Origin of the sequence: Siculibacillus lacustris, from assembly GCF_004328075.1 — a bacterium.
Lineage (GTDB): Bacteria > Pseudomonadota > Alphaproteobacteria > Rhizobiales > Ancalomicrobiaceae > Siculibacillus > Siculibacillus lacustris.
In genome coordinates this window covers 106,286-125,409 of record NZ_SJFN01000004.1, presented here as the reverse complement: position 1 = coordinate 125,409, position 19,124 = coordinate 106,286, and the positions used below count along the sequence as shown (strand labels likewise).

The window sequence follows — 19,124 nt, the reverse complement described above, 5'->3', positions numbered from 1 at the left end:
CCGCGCCGCTCCGTTCGTCGGTTTCACAGAACGGCGCCGGCCTTCTCGATGGCGTCCTTGGCCGCTTCGACCGCCTCTGCGGCGTCGTCCTCGGCGGCTTCCGCGGCGCCCTCGACGAGGGTTCCGGGCTCACCCGTCGGCACGGGCGCGACCGGACGCTCCTCGTCCGGACCGCCGTCGCGCTCGCCGTCCATCGGGTCGAAGGGGTTGCTCATGCCGCGTCCTCTGGCTGGCCCGCCGTTCGCCGGAAGGGCTGCGCCGGCCGGCTCGGGTGGTCGTCGGGGATGGGCGCGCGGTCGCTCGACCACGCCGCCCGGCCCCTCGGAGACCAACGCCGGGCGCGCGTTCGGGTTCCGTCGCGGGATCGGCGGGGACGGCGGGCGTTCGCCCGCCTCAGGCGTCGACGACCAGCCGGTCGATCGGAAAGCGCAGTGTCCAGCGCAGGCCTTCCGGCGCGAAGACGAGCTCCGAGGTGCCCTCGATGGCCCGCGGCACCAGACGTTCGATCAGCATCCGGCCGAATCCCCGACGATTGGGCTCGGTCACCGTCGGGCCGCCCGATTCCCACCAGCGCAGCTCCAACAGGTCGACGTCGCCGATGCGGATCCGGTCCCAGGAGATGTCGACGCGTCCACCGGACGTCGACAGGGCGCCGTAGGTCAGGGCATTGGTCATCAACTCGTGCAATCCGAGGGCGATGTTCTGGGCCGCCTCCGGTCCGAGAATCTCGCGGACGCCGCTGATCCCCACCCGATCGGCGACGGGCGGCAGATCGGATTCGATCTCCAGCAGCACCAGATCCTGCAACTCGACCCCTTGCCACGACCGCCGCACCAGGAGCTCGTGCGCCCCCGACAGGGCCTGCAGCCGGGCGCCGAAGCGCTGCGTGAATTCCGGCATGGTATCGACCGATTCGGCGGTCTGGCGCGCGAGCCCCTGGACCACCGCGAGCAGGTTCTTCGACCGGTGGGTCAGTTCCCGCAGCAGGCTGCGCAGATGCTGCTCGTAGCGTTTGTGCGAGGTGATGTCGATCGCCACCGAGACCACGCCGACCACGTCGCCGTCGCGCACCACCGGCTCGATTCGCTCGTCGTACCAGCGGGTGCCGCGCTCGAGATGCATCGACACTTCGACCCGTTCCGGCAGGCCGGTGTCAAGCACCCGCGTCTTGGCGCCGTCGGGGATCTGCTCGGTGACCTTGGGCATGAAGTCGAGGGCCTTGCGTCCGACGATCATCTCGGAGCTCAGCCCTTCCGGCGGATTGTGCACCCAGACGTAGCGCAGATCGCGGTCCTGCTGGGCCATGGCGATGTTCGAGCCGAGCAGCGCCATCTCGAAGCGCTGCTTGGCCTCGGCGAGCTCGGCGGTCCGTTCGGCGACGCGGTGCTCCAGCTCGTCGTTGAGCTTCTGCAGGCGAACCACCAGATCGCTGCGTGCCGTCTCCTCGGTCGCCAGCCGCCGGTTGGCTTCGAGCAGATCGTGGGACGACGGCAGGGCGATCAGGCCCGGCAGCTTCGGCCACAGCGCCACCGCCGCCACCAGGGTGGTCGCCGCGGTGAAGGCCTCGAGCAGGCCGACCAGCCAGAAGAAAGGAAACCACACCAGGGTCAGATCGACGATCCGCGTGACGCCGCAGGCTACCGCGAAGGTGACCAGCAGGACCGCCACGCGCCGATATTCGTCGGCCATGCTCTGTCGGTGGCGGGCGTACCAGGCGATGCCGAGCGCCGCCGCGAAACAGGCGACGGCGGTCACCAGTTCGGAAATGACGTGCAGAGCGGCGACCGACCCGTCGGTCGCCCGTCCCATGCCCATCGCCATCACCGACGCATAACCGAACAGATCCATCGCGCCCTGCTGCATTCACGTATGGCCGGAACGGTCCGGCGCGAGCGGAAGAAGCCGCCCCTGCCGAACCGGGAGGACCGGCGACGCACGATCGCTCATGCCGTGCGACGCTGGCGCAACGTCGCGGAATCGCCGAAGAACAACGCCTGACTGACCACCGCCTTGACGGTGTCCTCGCGGAACGGCTTGGCGATCAGGAAGGTCGGCTCGGGGCGCTGGCCGGTGAGCAGGGATTCCGGATAGGCGGTGATGAAGATCACCGGCACCTCGAAGGTCTCGAGGATCTCGTTGACCGCGGCGAGGCCCGAACTGCCGTCGGCGAGGCGGATGTCGGCGAGCACCAGACCCGGCCGTTCCGCCTTGGCCATCGCCACCGCTTCGGTGTGGGTGCGGGCATTGCCGACCACCCGATGCCCGAGCCCGGCGACCAGCGCCTCGAGGTCCATGGCGATGATCGGCTCGTCCTCGATCACCAGAACCGTCGACGACACCTGCGCCCCGATCTCGCGGCCGGCCACGTCGATCAGCATCGAAACCTCGGCCGGGGTCACCGCCAGAATGTCGGCGGCCTGCAGGGAATCGAAGCCTTCCACCGCGGTCAGGAGGAAGGCCTGGCGCGGCAGCGGCGTGATCGCCTCGATGTGGCGCTCGGCCGGAGTAACCTCGCCGATCGCTTCGGCGCGGCCGTTGAGGGGCATCGAATTCCAGATCCGGGAGAACAACTTGTAGATCGCCAGGCGCGGCTCGACGCTCCGGTCGAGCACCGAAGGATCGGCCACCAGGGCTTCCAACATCGCCAGAACATAGGAATCTCCGCTGGTCTGACTTCCCGACAAGGCGCGGGCGTAGCGCCGCAGGAGCGGCAGTTGCGGAGCGACGAGTGCTGTGATGGACATGTTCGAAACGACCTCGCTCGAGCCCCGTACGGAACGGTCGGGGGTATGGATCCGGGGGGTAAACGCCGATCGTCGTGATCGGTTCCAGGCCTTCGAATTTTTTTCATGCCCCTCGGAACTTCTGCGTCGAACCGGCGTTCTGGTCTCGACCAACGCCGCACCCGACCTCCGGAGATCCCTCGTCGCGGCTCGAGATTCCGATCCATCGTAGAAAGCCGATCCGAAGATGAATGCCTCCCGCGACGACGATCGTCCCACTCCGACGCTCGAACCCAAGCTCCAGGCCCACATCGGGCGGCAGCTGCGCCAACTCTATGACCAGATGGTCTCCGAACCGGTCCCCGATCGCTTCAAGTCGTTGCTCGAACAGCTCGAATCCCGCGAGACGCCGTCTGCGGCCGAGACCGATGCGTCGGCTCCGGCCGACACGACGTCAGAACCGTCGCAGGTCCCGCGATGAATCTGTCGGCACCGCGCCTCAAGGACGCCCTGCTCGCCGAGATTCCCTCGTTGCGCGCCTTTGCGATCTCGCTGTCGGGCAGCATCGACCGCGCCGACGACCTGGTCCAGGAGACCCTGATGAAGGCCTGGGCGTCGTCCGACGGGTTCACCGAAGGCACCAGCCTGCGCGCCTGGATGTTCACCATCATGCGCAACACCTTCTACAGCCTGCACCGCAAGCGTCGCCGCGAAGTCCAGGACGTCGACGGCGAAGCCGCCGCGCGGATGGTCTCGCCGCCGGCCCAGCACGGCCATCTCGACCTCGCCGACTTCCGCGAGGCCCTCGGCCGCCTGCCGCCCGACCAGCGCGAAGCGCTGATCCTGATCGGCGCCTCGGGCTTCTCCTACGAAGAGGCCGCGGAGATCTGCGGCTGCGCCATCGGCACGGTCAAGAGCCGGGTCAACCGCGCCCGCCAGCGCCTGATGCAGCAGATGGCGGTCACCTCGGCCGACGACTTCGGACCGGAGATCGGCGTCGTCTCCGCCGGCGCCGCGTCGCCCGCCGACGTCGCCTGAAGCCCTCATCCTCGGTATCCCGGCTGAACCGGCGGCGGAGCGATCCGCCGCCGGTTTCGTTTCGCCTCACGCCGGCAGCGCGCCGCGGCTGGGGCGCAGCTCGTCGTGGATGGTGTCGGCGACCAGGAGCAGCGGCACCGCCAGCATCGCCCCGACCGGTCCCCACATCCAGCTCCAGAACACGATCGCCACGAACACCACGAAGGGGTTGATCTCCAGGCGCCGGCCGAGGAAGGCCGGGATCACCGCGTTCTCGCTGACCAGGTGGACGATCAGGAAGGCCCCGGCCGGGACCATCGCCCAGACCGAGCCGGGATGGCCGACCAGCCCGCCCGCCGCCAGGGCCAGGGCGATCAGGCCGGCCCCGAGATAGGGAATGAAGCTGGCGGTGAAGGCCAGCATGCCCCACAGGATCGGATTGGCCAGACCGCTCGCCGCAGCGATCACCGCGGTCGCCACGCCGACCCCGGCATAGATCGTCGCGGTGGTGGCGAAATAGAGCGCCAGCGCTTCCTCGATGGCGTTGAGGATGCGGATCGCCGCCAGACGACGCTCGCGCTCGGTCCACACCAGGATCATCCGCCGCCGCAGCGCCACCCGGCCGGCGACGAAGAAGGCGAGCGTCGCGAAGAACACGAAGAACTCGCCCAGCGCCGGCGTCAGTCCCGAGACGAAGTCGCCGAGCCAACTCATTTCGCTGCCCATCGCCACCGGCGCCGCGGCCTGATCGCCGGCGACGTGCATCAAGGCCTTCTTCAGCGACGACAGGGGCGCCATCAGCGGCGCCGCCGCCTCGGTCAGCGACGCCAGCATCTGCGGCGCGCGGGCGACCATCGCCGCGAAGGGTTCGAGCAGGGCGTCGACCAGCAGGAAGCCGCCGAGCCCGGTCATCCCGACCAGGCCGAGCCCGGCCACCAGCGGCGCGATGCCGAGGCGGGCCGCCCGGTCGCCGATCCGCGCCAGTACGCTGCCGACCACCACCGCCGCCACCATCGGCACCAGCAGGCCGGCGGTGGAGCGCATCACCGCGAAGGCGGCGATCACGAACAGGCCGATCACCGCCCATTCGGCGAGGCTGCGGGTCGGGTCGAGGAGCGACGACGCGGCCGGCGACGGCGGCGGCAGGAGGGTCGGATCCGGCAGGCCCGCTCGGGCGACGACGGCGGGATCGGAAACGGGACGATTCATTCTGGCTTCTCCTGGGGACGCGAGCGCCCAGGGCTACGCGCGGCGGCGCCGAAGGTTCCCTCGCCTCCCGCGTCGTCGCACGGGAACTTCCCACCCATCGGTGCGTTGACCCGTCGAACCGGTGCCGGCGCGGCGCCATCCGGCCCTTGCGAAGACCTCGCCCGGCCCCACCGAACAGCGAAAGGGAGTCCCATGGCGAAAGCCGACGACCACCACGACACGTCCTCGCCGAAGGGCGAGCACCCGACCGACCTGCCGATCGTCGCCGATACCGACGAACCGGCCGTCGAGTCCAGCGCCGAACGGTCCGTCCGCCGGGCCGAAGCCTCTGCCGCCAACGCCATCAACGGAAGGATCGCCTCCATGGCCCGCCCCGAACGCCTCGATACCTCGCGCCTCCAGTCCGACACCGCCGCCGTCGGTGACGACGTCGCCGCTCTCGCTCGTCAGGCCGTCGAGGCGATCCGTCAGGCCGCCGACGCCTTCGCCGCCCAGGCCGGCGTCAAGAGCGACGAAGCCGTCGCCGCGGCCCGGGCCGCCGGTACCGCCACCATCGACGGCATCGGTGCGGTCGCCGGCGACGCCCGCGCCCTGACCGAGAACGGCATCGACGCGATCGGCCGTTCGGTCGCCCGCAACCCGGTCGCCGCCCTGGCGATCGCCGCCGGTGCCGGCCTGCTGCTCGGCTGGATGACGCGTTCGGACGCGCGTCGATGAGTCTCGTCTCTCGGTTGATCGGGCTCGACGGCGGTGATCTCCGCCGTCGGGCGGGCCTGATCGCCGCCGGTGCGGCGTTCGTCGGGGTGCTGGTCACCGTCACCACGGTGTTCCTCGCCCTGGCGCTGCATGCGTCGCTGATCGACCGCTTCGGCCCGGTCCAGGCGGCGCTCGTGGTCGCCGGAATCGGTGCGGTCGCCGCGATCGTCGTCGCGGCGCTCACCGCGGCGGCGATGAACCGCGCCCGGACCGCCGTCGGCACCGCGGTGCGCGCCAGCGCCTTCGCGACGCTGGCCCCGCCGGCTGTGTCGCTGGCCCTGCGCCACGTCGGCGTCACCGCGGTGGTGGCGATCGCCGCGGCGGCCTTTCTCGCGGCGCGACGGCGCTGAGCGCCGCAGCGTCGTCGCGATCTCGGGCGTCAACGAAAAATTAACGAATACGTCGGAACACCCGAAACTTTTCCACACCTTCCCGCGTTGTTCCGATGTGGCCGGACAGATGTCGCGGCCCGCCCGCCTCGAGGGAGGTGCCGAATGAAGACGCAGGGAAAACTGGTGAGCGGAGTGTCGATGGCGATCGTCGTCGGACTCTCGGCCTACGCCTTCGCCGCCGAGCCGCAGCGCCCGACGGTCGTCGCCCAACTGCTGCCGCCGATCGCCGTCGTCGACGACGCCGACGCGATCTGCCCGCCGCAGGCCTGCACCATCGTGTTCAAGACCGAACGTGGCGGACCGCCGAGCGCCCGCATCGACGTGCGCTGACACCGTCCGCAGACCACCGAAATGGCCGCATCCCGACTTCCCTCCATCCCCCCTGGATCGGAGCCGAGGCGGCGGCCGAGAGCGATCGGCGGGTGAGACGCCCGCCCCCCTGACTTCAAACCCGCCGGTCGCTCGGTCACTTCAACGGAAAATCGACCTGGATGCGCGTGCCGGGGGCCTCGCGGTCCTGCGTCACCACCGCCGCCAGATTGGTTGCCATCGCCGCCAGGATCTTCGAGCCGAGCCCGGTGCCGCGCACCGGCCCGCTCGGATCGTAGCCGGCGCCGTCGTCCTCGACGGTCAGGCGCACGATACCGTCTTCGCGTGTCGCGACGACGACCCGGATCGTGCCCAGACGTCCCTTCTGGTAGGCATATTTGAAGGCGTTGGTGACCAGCTCGCCGATGATCACCCCGAGCGACACCGCCTTGTCGGTCGAGACTTCGATTCGCTCGGCTTCGAGCACCACCTCGTAGGGGTGGTCGTCGTCGGCCAGCGAATCCTGCAGCTCGCCGCACAGATGGCCGAGATAGTCGTCGATCTCGACCAAGCCGATGCGATCGGAGGTGTAGAGGCGGCGATGGACACCGGCGATCGCGGTGATCCGCGCCTGGGTCTCCTGCAGGGCCTGCACCGCCGCCGGATCGGACAACACCGTCGCCTGCATCCGCACCATCGCCGCCACCAGCCCGAGGCTGTTGGCGATGCGGTGATTGACCTCCTGCAGCAGCATCTCGGCGCGGTCGCGGGCGTGCCGCACCGCCTTCTCGTCCTCCGCCTTCTGACGGCGCAGCCGCCAGCGCTCCAGCACGTGCTCGACCCCGGCGATCAGCAGCTCGTAGAATTCCCCGGACACGTCCTTGATGACGTATTCGTCGGCCCCGGCCTTGATCGCCTGGACGGCGATGCGCGCGTCGGCCGAACCGGTGACGTAGACCACCGGCGGCCGCTCGCTGCGCGGGCCGAGCCGCGCCAAAACGTCGAGGCCGGTCTCGCCGGGCAGCGAATGATCGAGCGCGATGACGTCGATGTCGCCGGCCGCCAGACGCGCGAAACCCGCCGCGCCGTCGGTGACGTGGACCACGGAATGCCCACGCCGGGCGAAGGCCTTCTGGACCAGCACCCCGAGGCCCGGATCGTCGTCGATGTAGAGGACGCGGATCGGGCCGCGCACGTCGGTTCCATAGGGCACGATCAATCGGCCTCCGGCACCTGCATCACCGACAGGAACAGCCCCAGTTGGCGGATCGCATTGGCGAAGCTCTCGTAGTTCAAAGGCTTGGTGATGTAGACGTTGGCTCCGAGGTCGTAGCAGCGCTGAATCTCGCGCTGGTCGTCGGTGGTGGTCAGCACGATCACCGGCGATCGCCGGGTGTGCTCGTTGCTCTTCAGCCGCGCGAGAATGTCGATGCCGGTCATGTCCGGCAGATTGAGGTCGAGCAGCACCAGCCAGGCATGGCCGAGGGGGAGCACGCCGCTGCCGTCAGGTCCGAGCAGACGGGCGAGCGCCGTGGTTCCGTCGCGAAATCCCAGGATCTCGTTGGTCACCCCGGCGCGGCGGATGTTCTTTTCGATCAGGCGCGCGTGACCCTCGTCGTCTTCGATCATCACGATGGTCACGGTTCGCGGTTGAGGCATCACGCAGTGTCTTTCTTCAGGCGGGGACGCAGATCGATCGGCAGGATCAGGCGGAAGATCGTTCCGGTGCTCCCGTCGGAGACGACGCCGATGTCGCCGCCGAGGCGCCGCACCAGCGAACGCACATGGGCGAGCCCGATGCCCTCTCCGGGGCGATCCTGGGCGCCGGAGCGTCGGAACAGTTCGAAGATCCTCTCGTGGTCGCCCGCGGCGATGCCGCGCCCGTTGTCCTCGACCGAGAAGATCGCGTTCGCCCCCTCGGTCCGGCCGCGGATGACGATGCGTCCCGGTCGTGCAGGGTCGAAATATTTCGCGGCATTGTCCAGAAGATTCGTGAAGATCTGATTCAGGGAGTTGGCGTCGGAGACGATCCGCGGCAAGGGCGAGATCACCATCGCCGTCGCTCCGCCGGCATCGAGCCGATGCTGAACGGTGGCGATGCAGTCGCGCAGCAGCGTCTCCATGACGATCGCCTCGGGCACCAGCGGCACCCGCCCGAGCCGCGACAGCTTGAGGATTTCGTTGATCAGCGCATCCATGCGGGTGGTCGAGGTGCGGATGAAACCGAGCGCCTCGGGGATGTCGACGTCCACCGCCTCGTGGACGTCGGCGACGATCGGATCGGTCCGATCGAAGCCGCCGCGGTGCAGGAAGGTCGAAAACCGCGAGGTCGCCGTCTCCAGCTCGCTGGTGAAGCCCATGATGTTGACCAGGGGCGCCCTGAGGTCGTGGCTGACGATATAGGCGTAGCGTTGGACCTCGGCATTAACCCCCAACAACTCGCGGGTGCGATCGCGCACCCGGTGCTCGAGCGCCTCGTTGGAGCGCGCCAGATCGCGGCGGGCAACCTCCAATTCGCGGGTGTGGTGGGTGATCAGCAGGATCGCCAGGACCGACAGCACCAGGATGGTCACCACCCCGAGGCTGGTCAGCACCGTCAGCAGTCGGGCGCTCGCCCGCATCTGCTCGATGCGCCGCAGCCGCAGACCGTCGGTGAGCGCCAGAACCTGTGCGACATAGGCCCGTGCCTCGTCCATCAAGGTGATGCCGACATCGCTGCGCACCAGCGCGAAGGCGCCGTCGCGATCGCCGGTGCGCGCCAGCGCGAGGGTCTGGGCCAGTTCGTCGAACTTGCGTCGCGCCACGTCCTCGAGCCGCGCCGGATCGGGAATCGTCACGTCGTTCGACAGCCGTTCGACCTGGAGGCGGAACTGCTCGAGCTGCCCGGGAAAGTGTGTCCGCGCATCGGTGTAGGGCTTGAGATAATCGTCGTCGCCGGTCAGCAACCAGCCGCGTTGCCCGGTCTCGGCATCGACCAGACTGGCCAACACGGCGAGCGCGGCGCGATCGGTCGCCGCGGCGCGCAGGGCTTCGGCCGATTGCTCCTGCGTCCGCTCCCCGAACACGAAGGAGCCGACGGCGATCGTCAGAAGGATCGCCGCCGCCACCAGAGCCATCAGGACGTTGTAACCGAGGAACCGCCGGTCGACGAACTTCAACAGTCCCGGTTCATTTGCCTGCGACACCCGTCTCCGCGCTCCCTGCGCAATGTTCTTCGAGCTCGGCCTCCAGGGCGCGCACATGGGCATCGTCGAGCTTCTCGATGCCGATCATCGTGTTGCGGGCGTCCTTGGTGGCGCGGATCAACTCGTCGAGCTTGACCTGGATCGCCTCGCCGTCGCGATTCTGGGCGTTCTGGATCACGAACACCATCAGAAACGTCACGACGGTGGTGCCGGTGTTGATGACCAACTGCCAGGTGTCGGAGAAATGGAACAGCGGCCCCGACGCCGCCCACACGATCACCACCGCCAACGCGAAGATGAAGGTCGCCGGCCGTCCGGCGAGCAGCGCGACGCGGGTCGAGAACCGCACGAACAGCGACGGCCGCGACGTGTCGCGCGGCACTTCCGGCGGCGGCGTCACCGCGGCGCGCAGAGACTGCGGGATCGACAGATCGCTCATGGCTGGAGAATCCCTATCTTGCCGTCGTGGAGGGCTCCGGCGAGCGCCGCCGAGATCACCGCGTCGACGTTGGCGGTGAGCGAGGAATAGATCAGCTCGCCCCGCACCTCGCCGAGCGCCGACGCCACCTCGTCGACGATCATGTCGTCGGCGAGGACGAACACCGCGGCCCGGCCGGACTTCACCCGCAGGGCGGCCTCGCGGATGAAGTCGTCGTCGACGCCGTAGTCGGTGAGCCATCCGCTCAGCGCCCCGCCGGCCGCCCCACCCGCGGCGCCGGCCAGGGGCGCCATGAAGATCAGACCGATCAGACCGCCCCAGAAGGCGCCGCCGAGCGCACCGCCGGTCACCAAATCGACCGACGGGTCGCGCTTCACCGTACCGTCGTCGGCCCGCGTCACCACCACCATGTCACGCAACGACAGGAGACGGCCACGCGCCAGCTCGCGGATCTGGTCCGCCGCGCGGCGCGCGAGGTCGGGGTCGTCATAGACGATCGCGAACAACTGGCTCATGCGGGTTTCCTCCCTGGGTCGCGGTTGCGCTCGATGCACGCGGGTCACCGTCACTGGGCACGACAACGTCCGAGGCGAGGGCTGGGTTCCATCGCACCCGCGTCCGCCGCCGCGCCTCTCATGCGCGTCCGAGCATCTGCATCACGAAGGACACCAGGAACAGCAGCAGGAACACGCCGAACAGAATGCGCGCGATGCCCGCCGAGGTGGCGGCGACGCCGCCGAAGCCGAACACCGCCGCGATCAGCGCGACCACCAGAAAGATCAGAGACCACTGCAACATGACGGACTCCCCACGAACCTTTTCGCGAGGTGTAACGCCGCAGCTTCGATCTCGTTCCCCCGCCCCGCCGATTTGATCGCCAGGGACGAACGCCCGGGTCGGCGGAACCGATCGGCCGGCATCGACGTTGTGCCCTGCGAGCATCGTTCGGCTCGCGCATCGCCGGCCGGCGCCTCGGCGGCACCTCGGCGCCACCTCGTCGGGTCGGTCGAACCGAGTCGACGAGCCCGCCCATCTCTCACCGAAAGGACCCGATCATGGGACGCGGAATTCTTCTCTGGCTGGTCGGCGTGCCGATTCCGATCATCATTCTGCTCGCCATCTTCTATCGGTGACGGCGAAGTCTTCCGGCCCGCGACGCAACAACCTTCGGATCGCCTCGGCGACCGCGGCGTCGCGGGCCGGCTTTCCGAGCACCAGGATCTCGGCGTCGGCCGGCCGCACGATGTCTTCGGGTGACGCCCCGGTCAGCAGCAGAATGCCGACGCCCTGGTCCGCGAGGCGGTTGACCAACGGCTCGGCGGTTCGCCGGCCGACGAACCAGTCGACCACGGCGATGGTCGGCGCCTCGGTCTCGATCTGGCGTTCGGCCTCTTCGACGGTGGTCGCCCAACGCACCTCGGTGGCGCCGAGTTCGAACAGGAGCGCTTCGGTCGACGCGGCGATCAGCGCCTCGTCTTCGACGAGCAGGGCGGTCCACGGCGCGACATCGTCGATCCTGGGCAATCGGGAATTCATCGGGACGAAACTCTCGTGAGACCGTCGAGCGTCGCGGCCCGGTCGGTGAGGGACCTCGCGGGCGGCGGAGGCGGCCGGCGGCGGTTCGGACCGACACTTTGGACCGCCCCGTCGGGGCGGCGCATTTAAGAACGACACATCCGGCGCCTTTCGCCGCGGATCGTTCGAGAAAGGATCGCATGACCGACTCCGGTCGCCAGATCGCCTGTCCCGCCTGTCCCCTGCGCAAGCGCGCGATCTTCATCGAGGCGGTCGGCGCCGAGCTCGATTTCGTGTCGAGCTTCAAGATGGGCGAGCTCCACGCCCGCCCCGGCGGCGCGATCTACCTGGAAGGTGCTACCTCGCCCCATCTCTTCACGGTGCTGTCGGGTTGGGCCTTCCGCTACAAGTCGCTGCCCGACGGTCGGCGCCAGATTCTCAACTACGTCCTGCCCGGCGACTTCATCGGCCTCCAGGCGACCCTCGCCCAGGCGCTGGAACACGGCATCGAGGCGCTGACCGACGTCCGCCTGTGCGTCTTCTCGCGCGATCGCCTCGACGAACTGTTCCGCAATCACCCGCCGCTCGCCCGCAACCTGACCTGGCTCGCCGCCCGCGAGGAGCGTCTGCTCGACGACCAGCTGTTGGCCGTCGGCCGGCGGCACGCGCGCGAACGCGTCGCCTTCCTGTTGTGGCACCTGTGGCGCCGGGCGCGCGAGAGCGGCGTCCTGGAGGGCGGTGCCCTGACCCTGCCGATGACCCAGCAGCATCTCGCCGACACCCTCGGCATGTCGCTGGTGACCTTCAACAAGACCCTGCAGCGGCTGCGCACCACCGGGGTCTTCACCCTCGCCGATCGCCGCCTGGAGATCCACGACGAAGGCGCGATGGCCACCCTGGCCGCCGCCGACGCCCGACCACCGGAGCGTCGCCCGCTGATCTGAACCGTCTTTTCGGCGCGGCGCGGGAACCAAAGCGCGGCCGGCGCGTTCTCTCCGGCAGACGAGAACCACGAAGTCGACGCTTCGCTCCCCCTCGTCGTGGTGACGCTCCGCGGGTTCCGAGAACCTCGCGCCGGCACCCCGACGTACCGGCCGCCGAGCGCACGAGAGGAAACCTCCATGACCCATCGCAGTACGATCTCGGCGATCACCCTGATCCTCGCCACCCTGGCGCTACCCGCCGCCGCGTCCGCCGCCGAAGGCTGGGCGCGCTCCTCCGGCACGCTCCGGGCCGGGCCGCAGTCCGACTATCCGGCGATCGCCCGGGTCGCCCGCGGCGACAGCCTCGACGTCTACGGCTGTCTGCGCGGCCGCACCTGGTGCGACGTCTCGATCGACGGCGATCGCGGCTGGTTCCCCGGCAGCCGCATCGAACTGGCCGGCGAGGGTCGCCGCATTCGCATCTCCGACCCGGCTGCGGCGATGTTCGGCCTGTCGATCCTCTCCTTCGGCATGGCCGATTACTGGGGCAGCCACTACGAGGATCGCTCCTTCTACCGCAACGACCGCTACTGGCGCGGTCACGGTGGGCGACCGCCGAATTCGGAGCGCCCGGCCATGGGCACGTCCCGCCCCGATCGGCAGCCCGCTGGCGATGCCTTCGTGCGGCCGCAGCGGGTCCCCCCGTCCGACCAGAATTTCGTCGGACGGCGTCCCGCCGACCCCGGCGTACGCACACCCCGCGACCACGGCCGTCGTGACGTGATTCCCGCCGATCCCGCCGCGGCGAGCGCATCGGGTCGACCGGCGCGCAGCGAGACGACGCCCCGGGCGGCACCCCCGCAGATGCGGGCGCCGGTACAGCGCCAGGAAGCGGCCCCGCCACGCGCTCAGCCCCAGCGCACCGAACCGCGCGCCCAGCCGCCGCGGGCCGCGCCTCCGGCAAGGCAGCAGCCGGCCGCACCGGCCGCCAATCCCCCCTGCACCGATGCCGGCCGTTGCCGTTGAACCAAGACCACCGTTCCCCAACCCCGCGAGGACCTGACATGAAGACCACCATCGCCCTCATCGCCGTCGCCCTCACCCTCGGCGCCTGCGCCAATGCCCGTGACACCCGCATGGCCGAAGGCGCCGGTATCGGCGGGGTCGGCGGCGCGATCATCGGCGGCGTCGCCTCCAACTCGGTCGGCGGCGCCCTGGTCGGCGGCGTCGCCGGGGCCGCGGTCGGCGCGGTCGTCGCCGACGCCACCCGGCCGCGCCACGCCGCGCGCTCCTGCTACTGGGACGCCGGCCTCGACCGCCGCGTCTGTCGCTATCGCTGATCGCCGTCGAACCGAGATCCTCTCGCGTCGCGCTGCCCCCCTCGGCGCGCCGCGGGAGGATTTCCGACGAATCCCCCCGGGAAGAGGTGCCCTCTTGCAGATGTCCGCAGCCACCGCGTCCCAGGCCGGCGGCCCCGCCGTCGTCGCCGAAGCCCGCACCGAGGCGCTGTTCCTCGATTTCGACGGCACGCTGGTCGAGATCGCCGAGACGCCCGACGGCACCGCCGTCCCGGCGACCCTGGTCGCCCTGCTCGGCCGCCTCCAGGTGGCCTTCGACGGCGCCGTGGCGATCGTCACCGGCCGCACCGTCGCCGACATCGACGGGTTTCTCGCGCCCTTGAAGATGGTGGTCGCCGGCGTCCACGGCGGTGCCCTGCGCCTCGGCGCCGACGACGCCGTGACCCGGCTGGCCGAACCGATCGCCGACAACGTGTTCGAGCGGGTGACCCGCGTCGTGCGCGCCGTGCCCGGCGTGCTCGTCGAGCACAAGGGCACCTCGATCGCCGTCCACTGGCGCGCCGTCCCCACCGCCTCCGCCTATCTCGAGGCCGAGTTGCGCCATGCCCTCGCCGAAGTCCAAGCCGAGGCCGATCTGATCCTCACCCGCGGACGTCGGGTGTTCGAGATCGTGCCGCGCCGGGTCTCCAAGGGGGCGGCGATCGCCGCCATCGCCGAACTGCCGGCCTTCCACGGCCGTCGCCCGATCATGATCGGCGACGACGTCTCCGACGAAAGTGCCTTCGAGGCGGCCGAGCACCTCGGCGGCATCGCCCTGCGCGTCGCCGGCGAACACTTCACCGACGAGATCGCCGACTTCCGAGGCCCCGCCCAGGTCCGCGCCTGGCTCGCCGCCCTCGTCGAAAGGACCACTCCATGATCGCCCGGCCGTCGCTCGACCTCGCCGTCATCGGCAACAGCTCCATCGCCGCCCTCATCGATCGTCACGGCGCCATCGTCTGGGGCTGCTGGCCGCGCCTCGACGGCGAACCGATCTTCTCGGCGCTGATCGACGGCGACGATCCCCAGAAGGGCTTCTTCTCGATCGGCTTCGACGACGAGGCCAGCACCGACCAGCGCTATGTGCGCAACACCGCCATCGTCGAGACCATCCTCACCGACCGCGACGGCGCCAGCTTCCGCATCCTCGACTTCGTGCCGCGCTTCCGCCAGCACGGGCGGACCTATCGGCCGCTCAACATCGTCCGGGTGATCGAGCCGATCGCCGGCCTGCCGCGCATCCGCATCCGCATGCGGCCGCGTGGGCCGGCCGACGCCGCCGCCCCGGCGATCGTCGGATCGAGCCACGTCCGCTACGTCACCGCCGCCGGCACCGTCCGCCTGACCACCGATGCGCCGATCACCCACATCGCCGAAGAGACCGCCTTCGTGCTGACGCGGCGCATGACCCTCATCGTCCACTCCGACGAGACCCTGCCGGATTCGACCGACCGCATCGGTCACGACTTCCTCGAACGCACCCGTGGCCACTGGCTCGACTGGGTCCGCACCCTCAACGTGCCCTTCGAGTGGCAGGAGGCGGTGATCCGCGCGGCGATCACCCTGCAGCTGTGCAGCTTCGAGGACACCGGCGCGATCGTCGCGGCGCTTACCACCTCGATCCCGGAATCCTCCGGCACCGAGCGCAACTGGGACTATCGCTACTGCTGGATCCGCGACGCCTATTTCACCGTCCATGCCCTCAACCGGGTCGGCGCGACCCCGACCATGGAACGCTTCATCGCCTACGTCACCGACGTCATCGCGCTGGAGCGCGGACCCGATCTGAAGCCGGTCTATGCCGTCGTCCCCGAGCGGCCGATCGACGAATACGTCGCCCCGACGCTCGCCGGCTATCGCGGCAACGGCCCGGTGCGGATCGGCAACGCGGCCCGCGAGCAGGTCCAGCACGACGTCTACGGCAGCGTCATCCTCGCCGCCTGGCAGATGTTCTTCGACGAGCGCCTGCCGGAAATGGGCGGGCCCGGCCTGTTCGCGCTGCTCGAACCGCTCGGCACGCGCGCGCTCGCCCGGGCGCTGACCCCCGACGCAGGCATCTGGGAATATCGCAGCCGCACAAAGGTCCACACCCATTCGGCGGTGATGTGCTGGGTGGCCTGCGACCGGCTCGCCCGCATCGCCGCGAAGCTCGGCCTCGGCGAGAACGGCGCCCGCTGGCGCGCCGCCGCCGACGATCTGCGCGGCACCATCCTCGACCGCGCCTGGAACGAGGCCGGTTACTTCGCCGGCAGTCTCGACGGCGACGAACTCGACGCCAGTCTGCTGCTGCTCCACGAGCTCGGCATCGTCGAGGCCGCCGATCCGCGGTTCGTCGCCACCGTCGACGCCATCGCCGCGAACCTCGGCCACCACGGCCATCTGATGCGCTACGTCGTGCCCGACGATTTCGGCGTCCCGACCGTCGCCTTCACCATCTGCACCTTCTGGTACGTCGACGCGCTCGCCGCCATCGGCCGCACCGACGAGGCGCGCCGGATCTTCGAAGAGCTGCTGCGCCTGCGCAATCACGTCGGGCTGCTGTCGGAGGATCTCGATCCCCAGACCGGCGAGCTGTGGGGGAACTTCCCCCAGACCTATTCGATGGCCGGAATGATCGTCGCCGCGATGCGGCTGTCGAAAGGATGGGAGCAGCCCCGATGAACAACGCGACCGCCACCTTCCTCTCCACCCTGTGGCGTCGTTGGACCGGACCCGACGACCCCGCCGTCGCCAGCCCGGTGCCGACCCGGGTCGGCTACCGCACCAATGCCCGCGATCGCCAGCGCGACCGCCGCTTCACCGACGGCATCTATGTCGAATGGTCGCCCAAGACCTTGACCCAGCTGCTGCACGAGGAACTGCCGGACGTCGAGATCATGGTGGTCTCCAACCGCGAGCCCTACATCCACAACCGCACTCCCGAGGGCGAGATCAGCCTGCAGCTGCCGGCGAGCGGCCTGGTCTCGGCGCTCGAACCGGTGATGCGCACCTGCGGCGGCACCTGGATCGCCCATGGCAGCGGCTCCGCCGATCACGACACCGTCGACGAGCACGATCGCCTGCGGGTGCCCCCGGCCCATCCCGAATACACCCTGCGCCGCGTCTGGCTGTCCGACGAGGAGATCGACGGCCACTATTACGGCTTCTCCAACGAAGGCCTCTGGCCGCTGTGCCACACCGCCTTCGTCCGGCCCTTGTTCCGCGCCGAGGACTGGGAGGCCTATCGGGCGGTCAACCAGAAGTTCGCCGACGTGGTGGTCGCCGAGGCCGGCCGCGAGGATCCGATCGTCCTGGTCCAGGACTATCACTTCGCTCTGTTGCCGCGGATGATCCGCAACGCCCTGCCCAAGGCGACGATCATCACCTTCTGGCACATCCCCTGGCCCAACGGCGAGACCTTCGGCATCTGCCCGTGGCGCGAGGAGATCATCGACGGCCTGCTCGGCTCGACCGTGCTCGGGTTCCACACCCGCCAGCACTGCAACAACTTCCTCGATGCCACCGACCGCTTCATGGAGAGCCGCATCGATCGCGAGCAGGGCTCGGTCATCCTGCGCGGCCGCGACACGCTGATCCGGCCCTATCCGATCTCGATCGAGTGGCCGCCGGCGGCGCTGGCCACGCAAGGCTCGATCGCCGAGTGCCGCCGCGCCGTGCACGCCCGTCTCGGCCTCGCCGACGACGTCCGCATCGCCGTCGGCATCGAGCGCTTCGACTACACCAAGGGCATCCTCGACCGCATGGCGGCGGTCCACGACCTGCTCACCCAGCATCCGGAATGGAAGGAGAAGATCGCCTTCGTCCAGGCCGCCGCGCCGACCCGCTCGAAACTCGGCGCCTACGACAAGCTCCAGTCCGACGCCGTCCGTCTCGCCGACGCGATCAACGCCGCCCACGGCACCGCCGGCTGGAAGCCGATCCATCTGGTCATCCGCCACCACGACCAGCGCGAGGTCTACGAGCTGTTCCGCGCCGCCGACGTCTGCGTGGTGTCGAGCCTGCACGACGGCATGAATCTGGTCGCCAAGGAATTCGTCGCCGCCCGCGACGACGAACAGGGTGTGCTGGTGCTGTCGAGCTTCGCCGGGGCCTCGCGCGAATTGTCGGAGGCGCTGATCGTCAATCCTTATGACACGCGCGCCATGGCCGACGCCTTCGCCGTGGCCCTGCGCATGCCCGAATCCGAACAACGCGACCGCATGCGGCTGATGCGCGACGTGGTGCGCCAGCGCAACGTCCACCGCTGGGCCGCGCAGATGCTGATCGACGCGGCCCGCATCCGCCGCCGCGAGACCATCCAGGCGCTGACCGCCGACGAATGAGCCCGTTCGATGTAGCGAATCCGCCGCGACCCGAAGGTGGCGGCGGCTTCGCGAAAGCACGGTTCACCCCGATCCACCGGTGCCCGTCGAGCTCACTCGCCCGGCGCGGGACGGCGCAATTCGAACCGCGCCCGCAGACGCGGCGCCACCGCCCAGGCGATCGGGATCGAGGCCAGGAACGACAGGCCGATGAACCACGGCATCAGGACCATCGCCTGAGCCGCGAGCGGGGTGGCGAGGATGGCGATCGCGCCGATCCCGAAGAGCACCGCCTGAACCATCATGTAGATCAGGACGGCGATGAGAATGTCGATGGACATGGGTCACCTCCTTTGTTGGGAACTGGAGGAACAACGCATCGATCGCCGAACCGTTCCGCCGCCGCGCCCGTAGAGGGAACCGAGGACCGAGCTCGAGCGTTGCCGTCGACGCCCGTCCCGTCCCGCTCGACGCCCGGCCCCTCGCAATCCCCTCTCCCTCGTGAGGCTCTCCATGACCCCGATCCGCTTCCGCCCCGGTCCGCTCGTCGCGGTCGGACTGGCCGTCCTGCCGGTGGCGATCGCCGGCGCGCTCGGCAACGTCGTCACCCTGCCGGCCCTGGTCCCCTGGTACGCCGGCCTCGCCAAGCCGTGGTTCGTACCGCCCAACGGCCTGTTCGCGCCGGCCTGGACGTTCCTCTATCTGACGATGATCGTGGCCTTCTGGCGCATCTTGCGCAGCGACGCCGACGCCCCCGGACGCGGCGCGGCGATCCGCTGGTTCCTGGTGCAGATCAGCCTCAACGCCCTGTGGTCGATCGCCTTCTTCGGCCTGCATTCGCCGCCCGCGGGCCTCGTGGTGCTGGCCCTGCTCCTGCCGGCGATCGTCATGACCATCGTCGGATTCGCCCGCGTCGACCGGCCGGCCGGCCTCCTGCTCGTCCCCTATCTGGCGTGGACCTGTTTCGCCACCGCGCTGAACCTCGGGGTGTGGTGGTTGAACCGCTGACGCGAGCCCG

Annotated in this window: 23 protein-coding genes and 1 pseudogene; 12 read left to right on the top strand and 12 right to left on the bottom strand. The window is 69.6% G+C overall.

What is annotated here, in order from left to right:
• Window positions 1-23 precede the first annotated feature (23 nt).
• From EYW49_RS04190 to EYW49_RS04180, 3 genes are all read right to left on the bottom strand, one after another.
• Window positions 24-215: a hypothetical protein gene (locus EYW49_RS04190; protein ID WP_131306517.1), complete on the bottom strand. Its 192-nt coding sequence runs from the start codon at window positions 213-215 to the stop codon at window positions 24-26.
• 178 nt (window positions 216-393) lie between these two features.
• Entirely contained in the window at window positions 394-1,863 is a 1,470-nt protein-coding gene (locus EYW49_RS04185) for a sensor histidine kinase (protein ID WP_131306515.1), read from the bottom strand.
• 80 nt (window positions 1,864-1,943) lie between these two features.
• A complete protein-coding gene (locus EYW49_RS04180; RefSeq protein ID WP_131306513.1) occupies window positions 1,944-2,744 on the bottom strand; it encodes a response regulator in 801 nt (266 codons plus the stop codon).
• A gap of 226 nt (window positions 2,745-2,970) precedes the next feature.
• Between EYW49_RS04180 and EYW49_RS04175 the strand changes: the two genes are divergently transcribed.
• Together EYW49_RS04175 and EYW49_RS04170 are read left to right on the top strand one after the other, a co-directional pair.
• A complete protein-coding gene (locus EYW49_RS04175; protein WP_131306511.1) occupies window positions 2,971-3,204 on the top strand; it encodes a NepR family anti-sigma factor in 234 nt (77 codons plus the stop codon).
• Entirely contained in the window at window positions 3,201-3,761 is a 561-nt protein-coding gene (locus tag EYW49_RS04170) for a sigma-70 family RNA polymerase sigma factor (RefSeq protein WP_131306509.1), read from the top strand. Before EYW49_RS04175 ends, EYW49_RS04170 begins: the two co-directional genes overlap by 4 nt.
• A 66-nt stretch (window positions 3,762-3,827) precedes the next feature.
• On the opposite strand, the gene EYW49_RS04165 is transcribed toward EYW49_RS04170, so the two are convergent.
• Window positions 3,828-4,949, bottom strand: coding sequence for an AI-2E family transporter (locus EYW49_RS04165; protein ID WP_131306507.1), 1,122 nt, complete (start codon window positions 4,947-4,949; stop codon window positions 3,828-3,830).
• A 192-nt stretch (window positions 4,950-5,141) separates the two neighbouring features.
• On the opposite strand from EYW49_RS04165, the gene EYW49_RS04160 reads away from it, so the two are divergent.
• From EYW49_RS04160 to EYW49_RS04150, 3 genes are all read left to right on the top strand, one after another.
• On the top strand, window positions 5,142-5,666 hold the full coding sequence (locus EYW49_RS04160; RefSeq protein WP_131306505.1) for a hypothetical protein: 525 nt from the start codon (window positions 5,142-5,144) through the stop codon (window positions 5,664-5,666).
• Window positions 5,663-6,055 (top strand): hypothetical protein, encoded by a 393-nt coding sequence (locus tag EYW49_RS04155; protein WP_131306503.1) that lies wholly within the window; start codon window positions 5,663-5,665, stop codon window positions 6,053-6,055. The genes EYW49_RS04160 and EYW49_RS04155 overlap by 4 nt, the downstream gene beginning before the upstream one ends.
• Window positions 6,056-6,199: 144 nt before the next feature.
• On the top strand, window positions 6,200-6,427 hold the full coding sequence (locus tag EYW49_RS04150) for a hypothetical protein (protein ID WP_131306501.1): 228 nt from the start codon (window positions 6,200-6,202) through the stop codon (window positions 6,425-6,427).
• Window positions 6,428-6,563: 136 nt separating this feature from the next.
• Here EYW49_RS04150 and EYW49_RS04145 read toward each other — a convergent pair whose 3' ends face one another.
• The 7 genes from EYW49_RS04145 to EYW49_RS04115 all read right to left on the bottom strand — a co-directional run bounded on the left by EYW49_RS04145 (window position 6,564) and on the right by EYW49_RS04115 (window position 11,554).
• Complete coding sequence (locus EYW49_RS04145) at window positions 6,564-7,619, bottom strand: sensor histidine kinase (protein WP_228259463.1); 1,056 nt, start codon at window positions 7,617-7,619, stop codon at window positions 6,564-6,566.
• A gap of 2 nt (window positions 7,620-7,621) precedes the next feature.
• Window positions 7,622-8,065, bottom strand: coding sequence for a response regulator (locus tag EYW49_RS04140; RefSeq protein ID WP_131306499.1), 444 nt, complete (start codon window positions 8,063-8,065; stop codon window positions 7,622-7,624).
• Window positions 8,065-9,591, bottom strand: coding sequence for a sensor histidine kinase (locus tag EYW49_RS04135; RefSeq protein ID WP_165498122.1), 1,527 nt, complete (start codon window positions 9,589-9,591; stop codon window positions 8,065-8,067). Before EYW49_RS04135 ends, EYW49_RS04140 begins: the two co-directional genes overlap by 1 nt.
• A complete protein-coding gene (locus EYW49_RS04130) occupies window positions 9,575-10,030 on the bottom strand; it encodes a low affinity iron permease family protein (protein ID WP_131306494.1) in 456 nt (151 codons plus the stop codon). Before EYW49_RS04130 ends, EYW49_RS04135 begins: the two co-directional genes overlap by 17 nt.
• Window positions 10,027-10,545 carry a DUF1269 domain-containing protein gene (locus EYW49_RS04125; RefSeq protein ID WP_131306492.1) on the bottom strand — a complete coding sequence of 173 codons (519 nt, stop codon included), beginning with the start codon at window positions 10,543-10,545 and terminating at the stop codon, window positions 10,027-10,029. The genes EYW49_RS04130 and EYW49_RS04125 overlap by 4 nt, the downstream gene beginning before the upstream one ends.
• 118 nt (window positions 10,546-10,663) lie before the next feature.
• Window positions 10,664-10,828, bottom strand: a complete 165-nt coding sequence (locus EYW49_RS04120) for a DUF1328 domain-containing protein (RefSeq protein ID WP_131306490.1) — start codon at window positions 10,826-10,828, stop codon at window positions 10,664-10,666.
• A gap of 306 nt (window positions 10,829-11,134) precedes the next feature.
• On the bottom strand, window positions 11,135-11,554 hold the full coding sequence (locus EYW49_RS04115) for a response regulator (protein WP_131306488.1): 420 nt from the start codon (window positions 11,552-11,554) through the stop codon (window positions 11,135-11,137).
• A gap of 191 nt (window positions 11,555-11,745) precedes the next feature.
• Between EYW49_RS04115 and EYW49_RS04110 the strand changes: the two genes are divergently transcribed.
• The 6 genes and pseudogenes from EYW49_RS04110 to EYW49_RS04085 all read left to right on the top strand — a co-directional run.
• Window positions 11,746-12,489: a Crp/Fnr family transcriptional regulator gene (locus EYW49_RS04110; protein ID WP_131306486.1), complete on the top strand. Its 744-nt coding sequence runs from the start codon at window positions 11,746-11,748 to the stop codon at window positions 12,487-12,489.
• Between the two features lie 177 nt (window positions 12,490-12,666).
• Window positions 12,667-13,494 (top strand): SH3 domain-containing protein, encoded by an 828-nt coding sequence (locus tag EYW49_RS04105; protein ID WP_131306484.1) that lies wholly within the window; start codon window positions 12,667-12,669, stop codon window positions 13,492-13,494.
• 38 nt (window positions 13,495-13,532) lie between these two features.
• Window positions 13,533-13,808, top strand: a complete 276-nt coding sequence (locus tag EYW49_RS04100; protein ID WP_131306482.1) for a bacteriocin — start codon at window positions 13,533-13,535, stop codon at window positions 13,806-13,808.
• Between the two features lie 100 nt (window positions 13,809-13,908).
• On the top strand, window positions 13,909-14,685 hold the full coding sequence (gene otsB, locus EYW49_RS04095) for a trehalose-phosphatase (RefSeq protein WP_165498120.1): 777 nt from the start codon (window positions 13,909-13,911) through the stop codon (window positions 14,683-14,685).
• Window positions 14,682-16,466: a glycoside hydrolase family 15 protein gene (locus EYW49_RS04090; RefSeq protein WP_131306478.1), complete on the top strand. Its 1,785-nt coding sequence runs from the start codon at window positions 14,682-14,684 to the stop codon at window positions 16,464-16,466. The genes otsB and EYW49_RS04090 overlap by 4 nt, the downstream gene beginning before the upstream one ends.
• Before the next feature lie 146 nt (window positions 16,467-16,612).
• Window positions 16,613-18,127, top strand: a pseudogene (locus EYW49_RS04085) (alpha,alpha-trehalose-phosphate synthase (UDP-forming)); the annotation flags it as partial.
• Window positions 18,128-18,219: 92 nt separating this feature from the next.
• On the opposite strand, the gene EYW49_RS04080 reads toward EYW49_RS04085, so the two are convergent.
• The gene (locus tag EYW49_RS04080; RefSeq protein ID WP_131306474.1) at window positions 18,220-18,447 is read right to left on the bottom strand and encodes a hypothetical protein; all 228 of its coding nucleotides are present in this window, start codon (window positions 18,445-18,447) and stop codon (window positions 18,220-18,222) included.
• Between the two features lie 172 nt (window positions 18,448-18,619).
• Between EYW49_RS04080 and EYW49_RS04075 the strand changes: the two genes are divergently transcribed.
• Window positions 18,620-19,114, top strand: a complete 495-nt coding sequence (locus EYW49_RS04075) for a TspO/MBR family protein (RefSeq protein ID WP_131306472.1) — start codon at window positions 18,620-18,622, stop codon at window positions 19,112-19,114.
• The last annotated feature ends 10 nt before the right edge of the window (window positions 19,115-19,124 follow it).

Coding starts and splice junctions, on each gene's coding strand:
- EYW49_RS04140 (WP_131306499.1), bottom strand. CDS start 8,065: ATGCCTCAACCGCGAACCGTGACCATCGTGATGATCGAAGACGACGAG.
- EYW49_RS04165 (WP_131306507.1), bottom strand. CDS start 4,949: ATGAATCGTCCCGTTTCCGATCCCGCCGTCGTCGCCCGAGCGGGCCTG.
- EYW49_RS04100 (WP_131306482.1), top strand. CDS start 13,533: ATGAAGACCACCATCGCCCTCATCGCCGTCGCCCTCACCCTCGGCGCC.
- EYW49_RS04110 (WP_131306486.1), top strand. CDS start 11,746: ATGACCGACTCCGGTCGCCAGATCGCCTGTCCCGCCTGTCCCCTGCGC.
- EYW49_RS04090 (WP_131306478.1), top strand. CDS start 14,682: ATGATCGCCCGGCCGTCGCTCGACCTCGCCGTCATCGGCAACAGCTCC.
- EYW49_RS04150 (WP_131306501.1), top strand. CDS start 6,200: ATGAAGACGCAGGGAAAACTGGTGAGCGGAGTGTCGATGGCGATCGTC.
- EYW49_RS04130 (WP_131306494.1), bottom strand. CDS start 10,030: ATGAGCGATCTGTCGATCCCGCAGTCTCTGCGCGCCGCGGTGACGCCG.
- EYW49_RS04190 (WP_131306517.1), bottom strand. CDS start 215: ATGAGCAACCCCTTCGACCCGATGGACGGCGAGCGCGACGGCGGTCCG.
- EYW49_RS04105 (WP_131306484.1), top strand. CDS start 12,667: ATGACCCATCGCAGTACGATCTCGGCGATCACCCTGATCCTCGCCACC.
- EYW49_RS04175 (WP_131306511.1), top strand. CDS start 2,971: ATGAATGCCTCCCGCGACGACGATCGTCCCACTCCGACGCTCGAACCC.
- EYW49_RS04180 (WP_131306513.1), bottom strand. CDS start 2,744: ATGTCCATCACAGCACTCGTCGCTCCGCAACTGCCGCTCCTGCGGCGC.
- otsB (WP_165498120.1), top strand. CDS start 13,909: ATGTCCGCAGCCACCGCGTCCCAGGCCGGCGGCCCCGCCGTCGTCGCC.
- EYW49_RS04125 (WP_131306492.1), bottom strand. CDS start 10,545: ATGAGCCAGTTGTTCGCGATCGTCTATGACGACCCCGACCTCGCGCGC.
- EYW49_RS04160 (WP_131306505.1), top strand. CDS start 5,142: ATGGCGAAAGCCGACGACCACCACGACACGTCCTCGCCGAAGGGCGAG.
- EYW49_RS04075 (WP_131306472.1), top strand. CDS start 18,620: ATGACCCCGATCCGCTTCCGCCCCGGTCCGCTCGTCGCGGTCGGACTG.
- EYW49_RS04170 (WP_131306509.1), top strand. CDS start 3,201: ATGAATCTGTCGGCACCGCGCCTCAAGGACGCCCTGCTCGCCGAGATT.
- EYW49_RS04080 (WP_131306474.1), bottom strand. CDS start 18,447: ATGTCCATCGACATTCTCATCGCCGTCCTGATCTACATGATGGTTCAG.
- EYW49_RS04155 (WP_131306503.1), top strand. CDS start 5,663: ATGAGTCTCGTCTCTCGGTTGATCGGGCTCGACGGCGGTGATCTCCGC.
- EYW49_RS04120 (WP_131306490.1), bottom strand. CDS start 10,828: ATGTTGCAGTGGTCTCTGATCTTTCTGGTGGTCGCGCTGATCGCGGCG.
- EYW49_RS04185 (WP_131306515.1), bottom strand. CDS start 1,863: ATGCAGCAGGGCGCGATGGATCTGTTCGGTTATGCGTCGGTGATGGCG.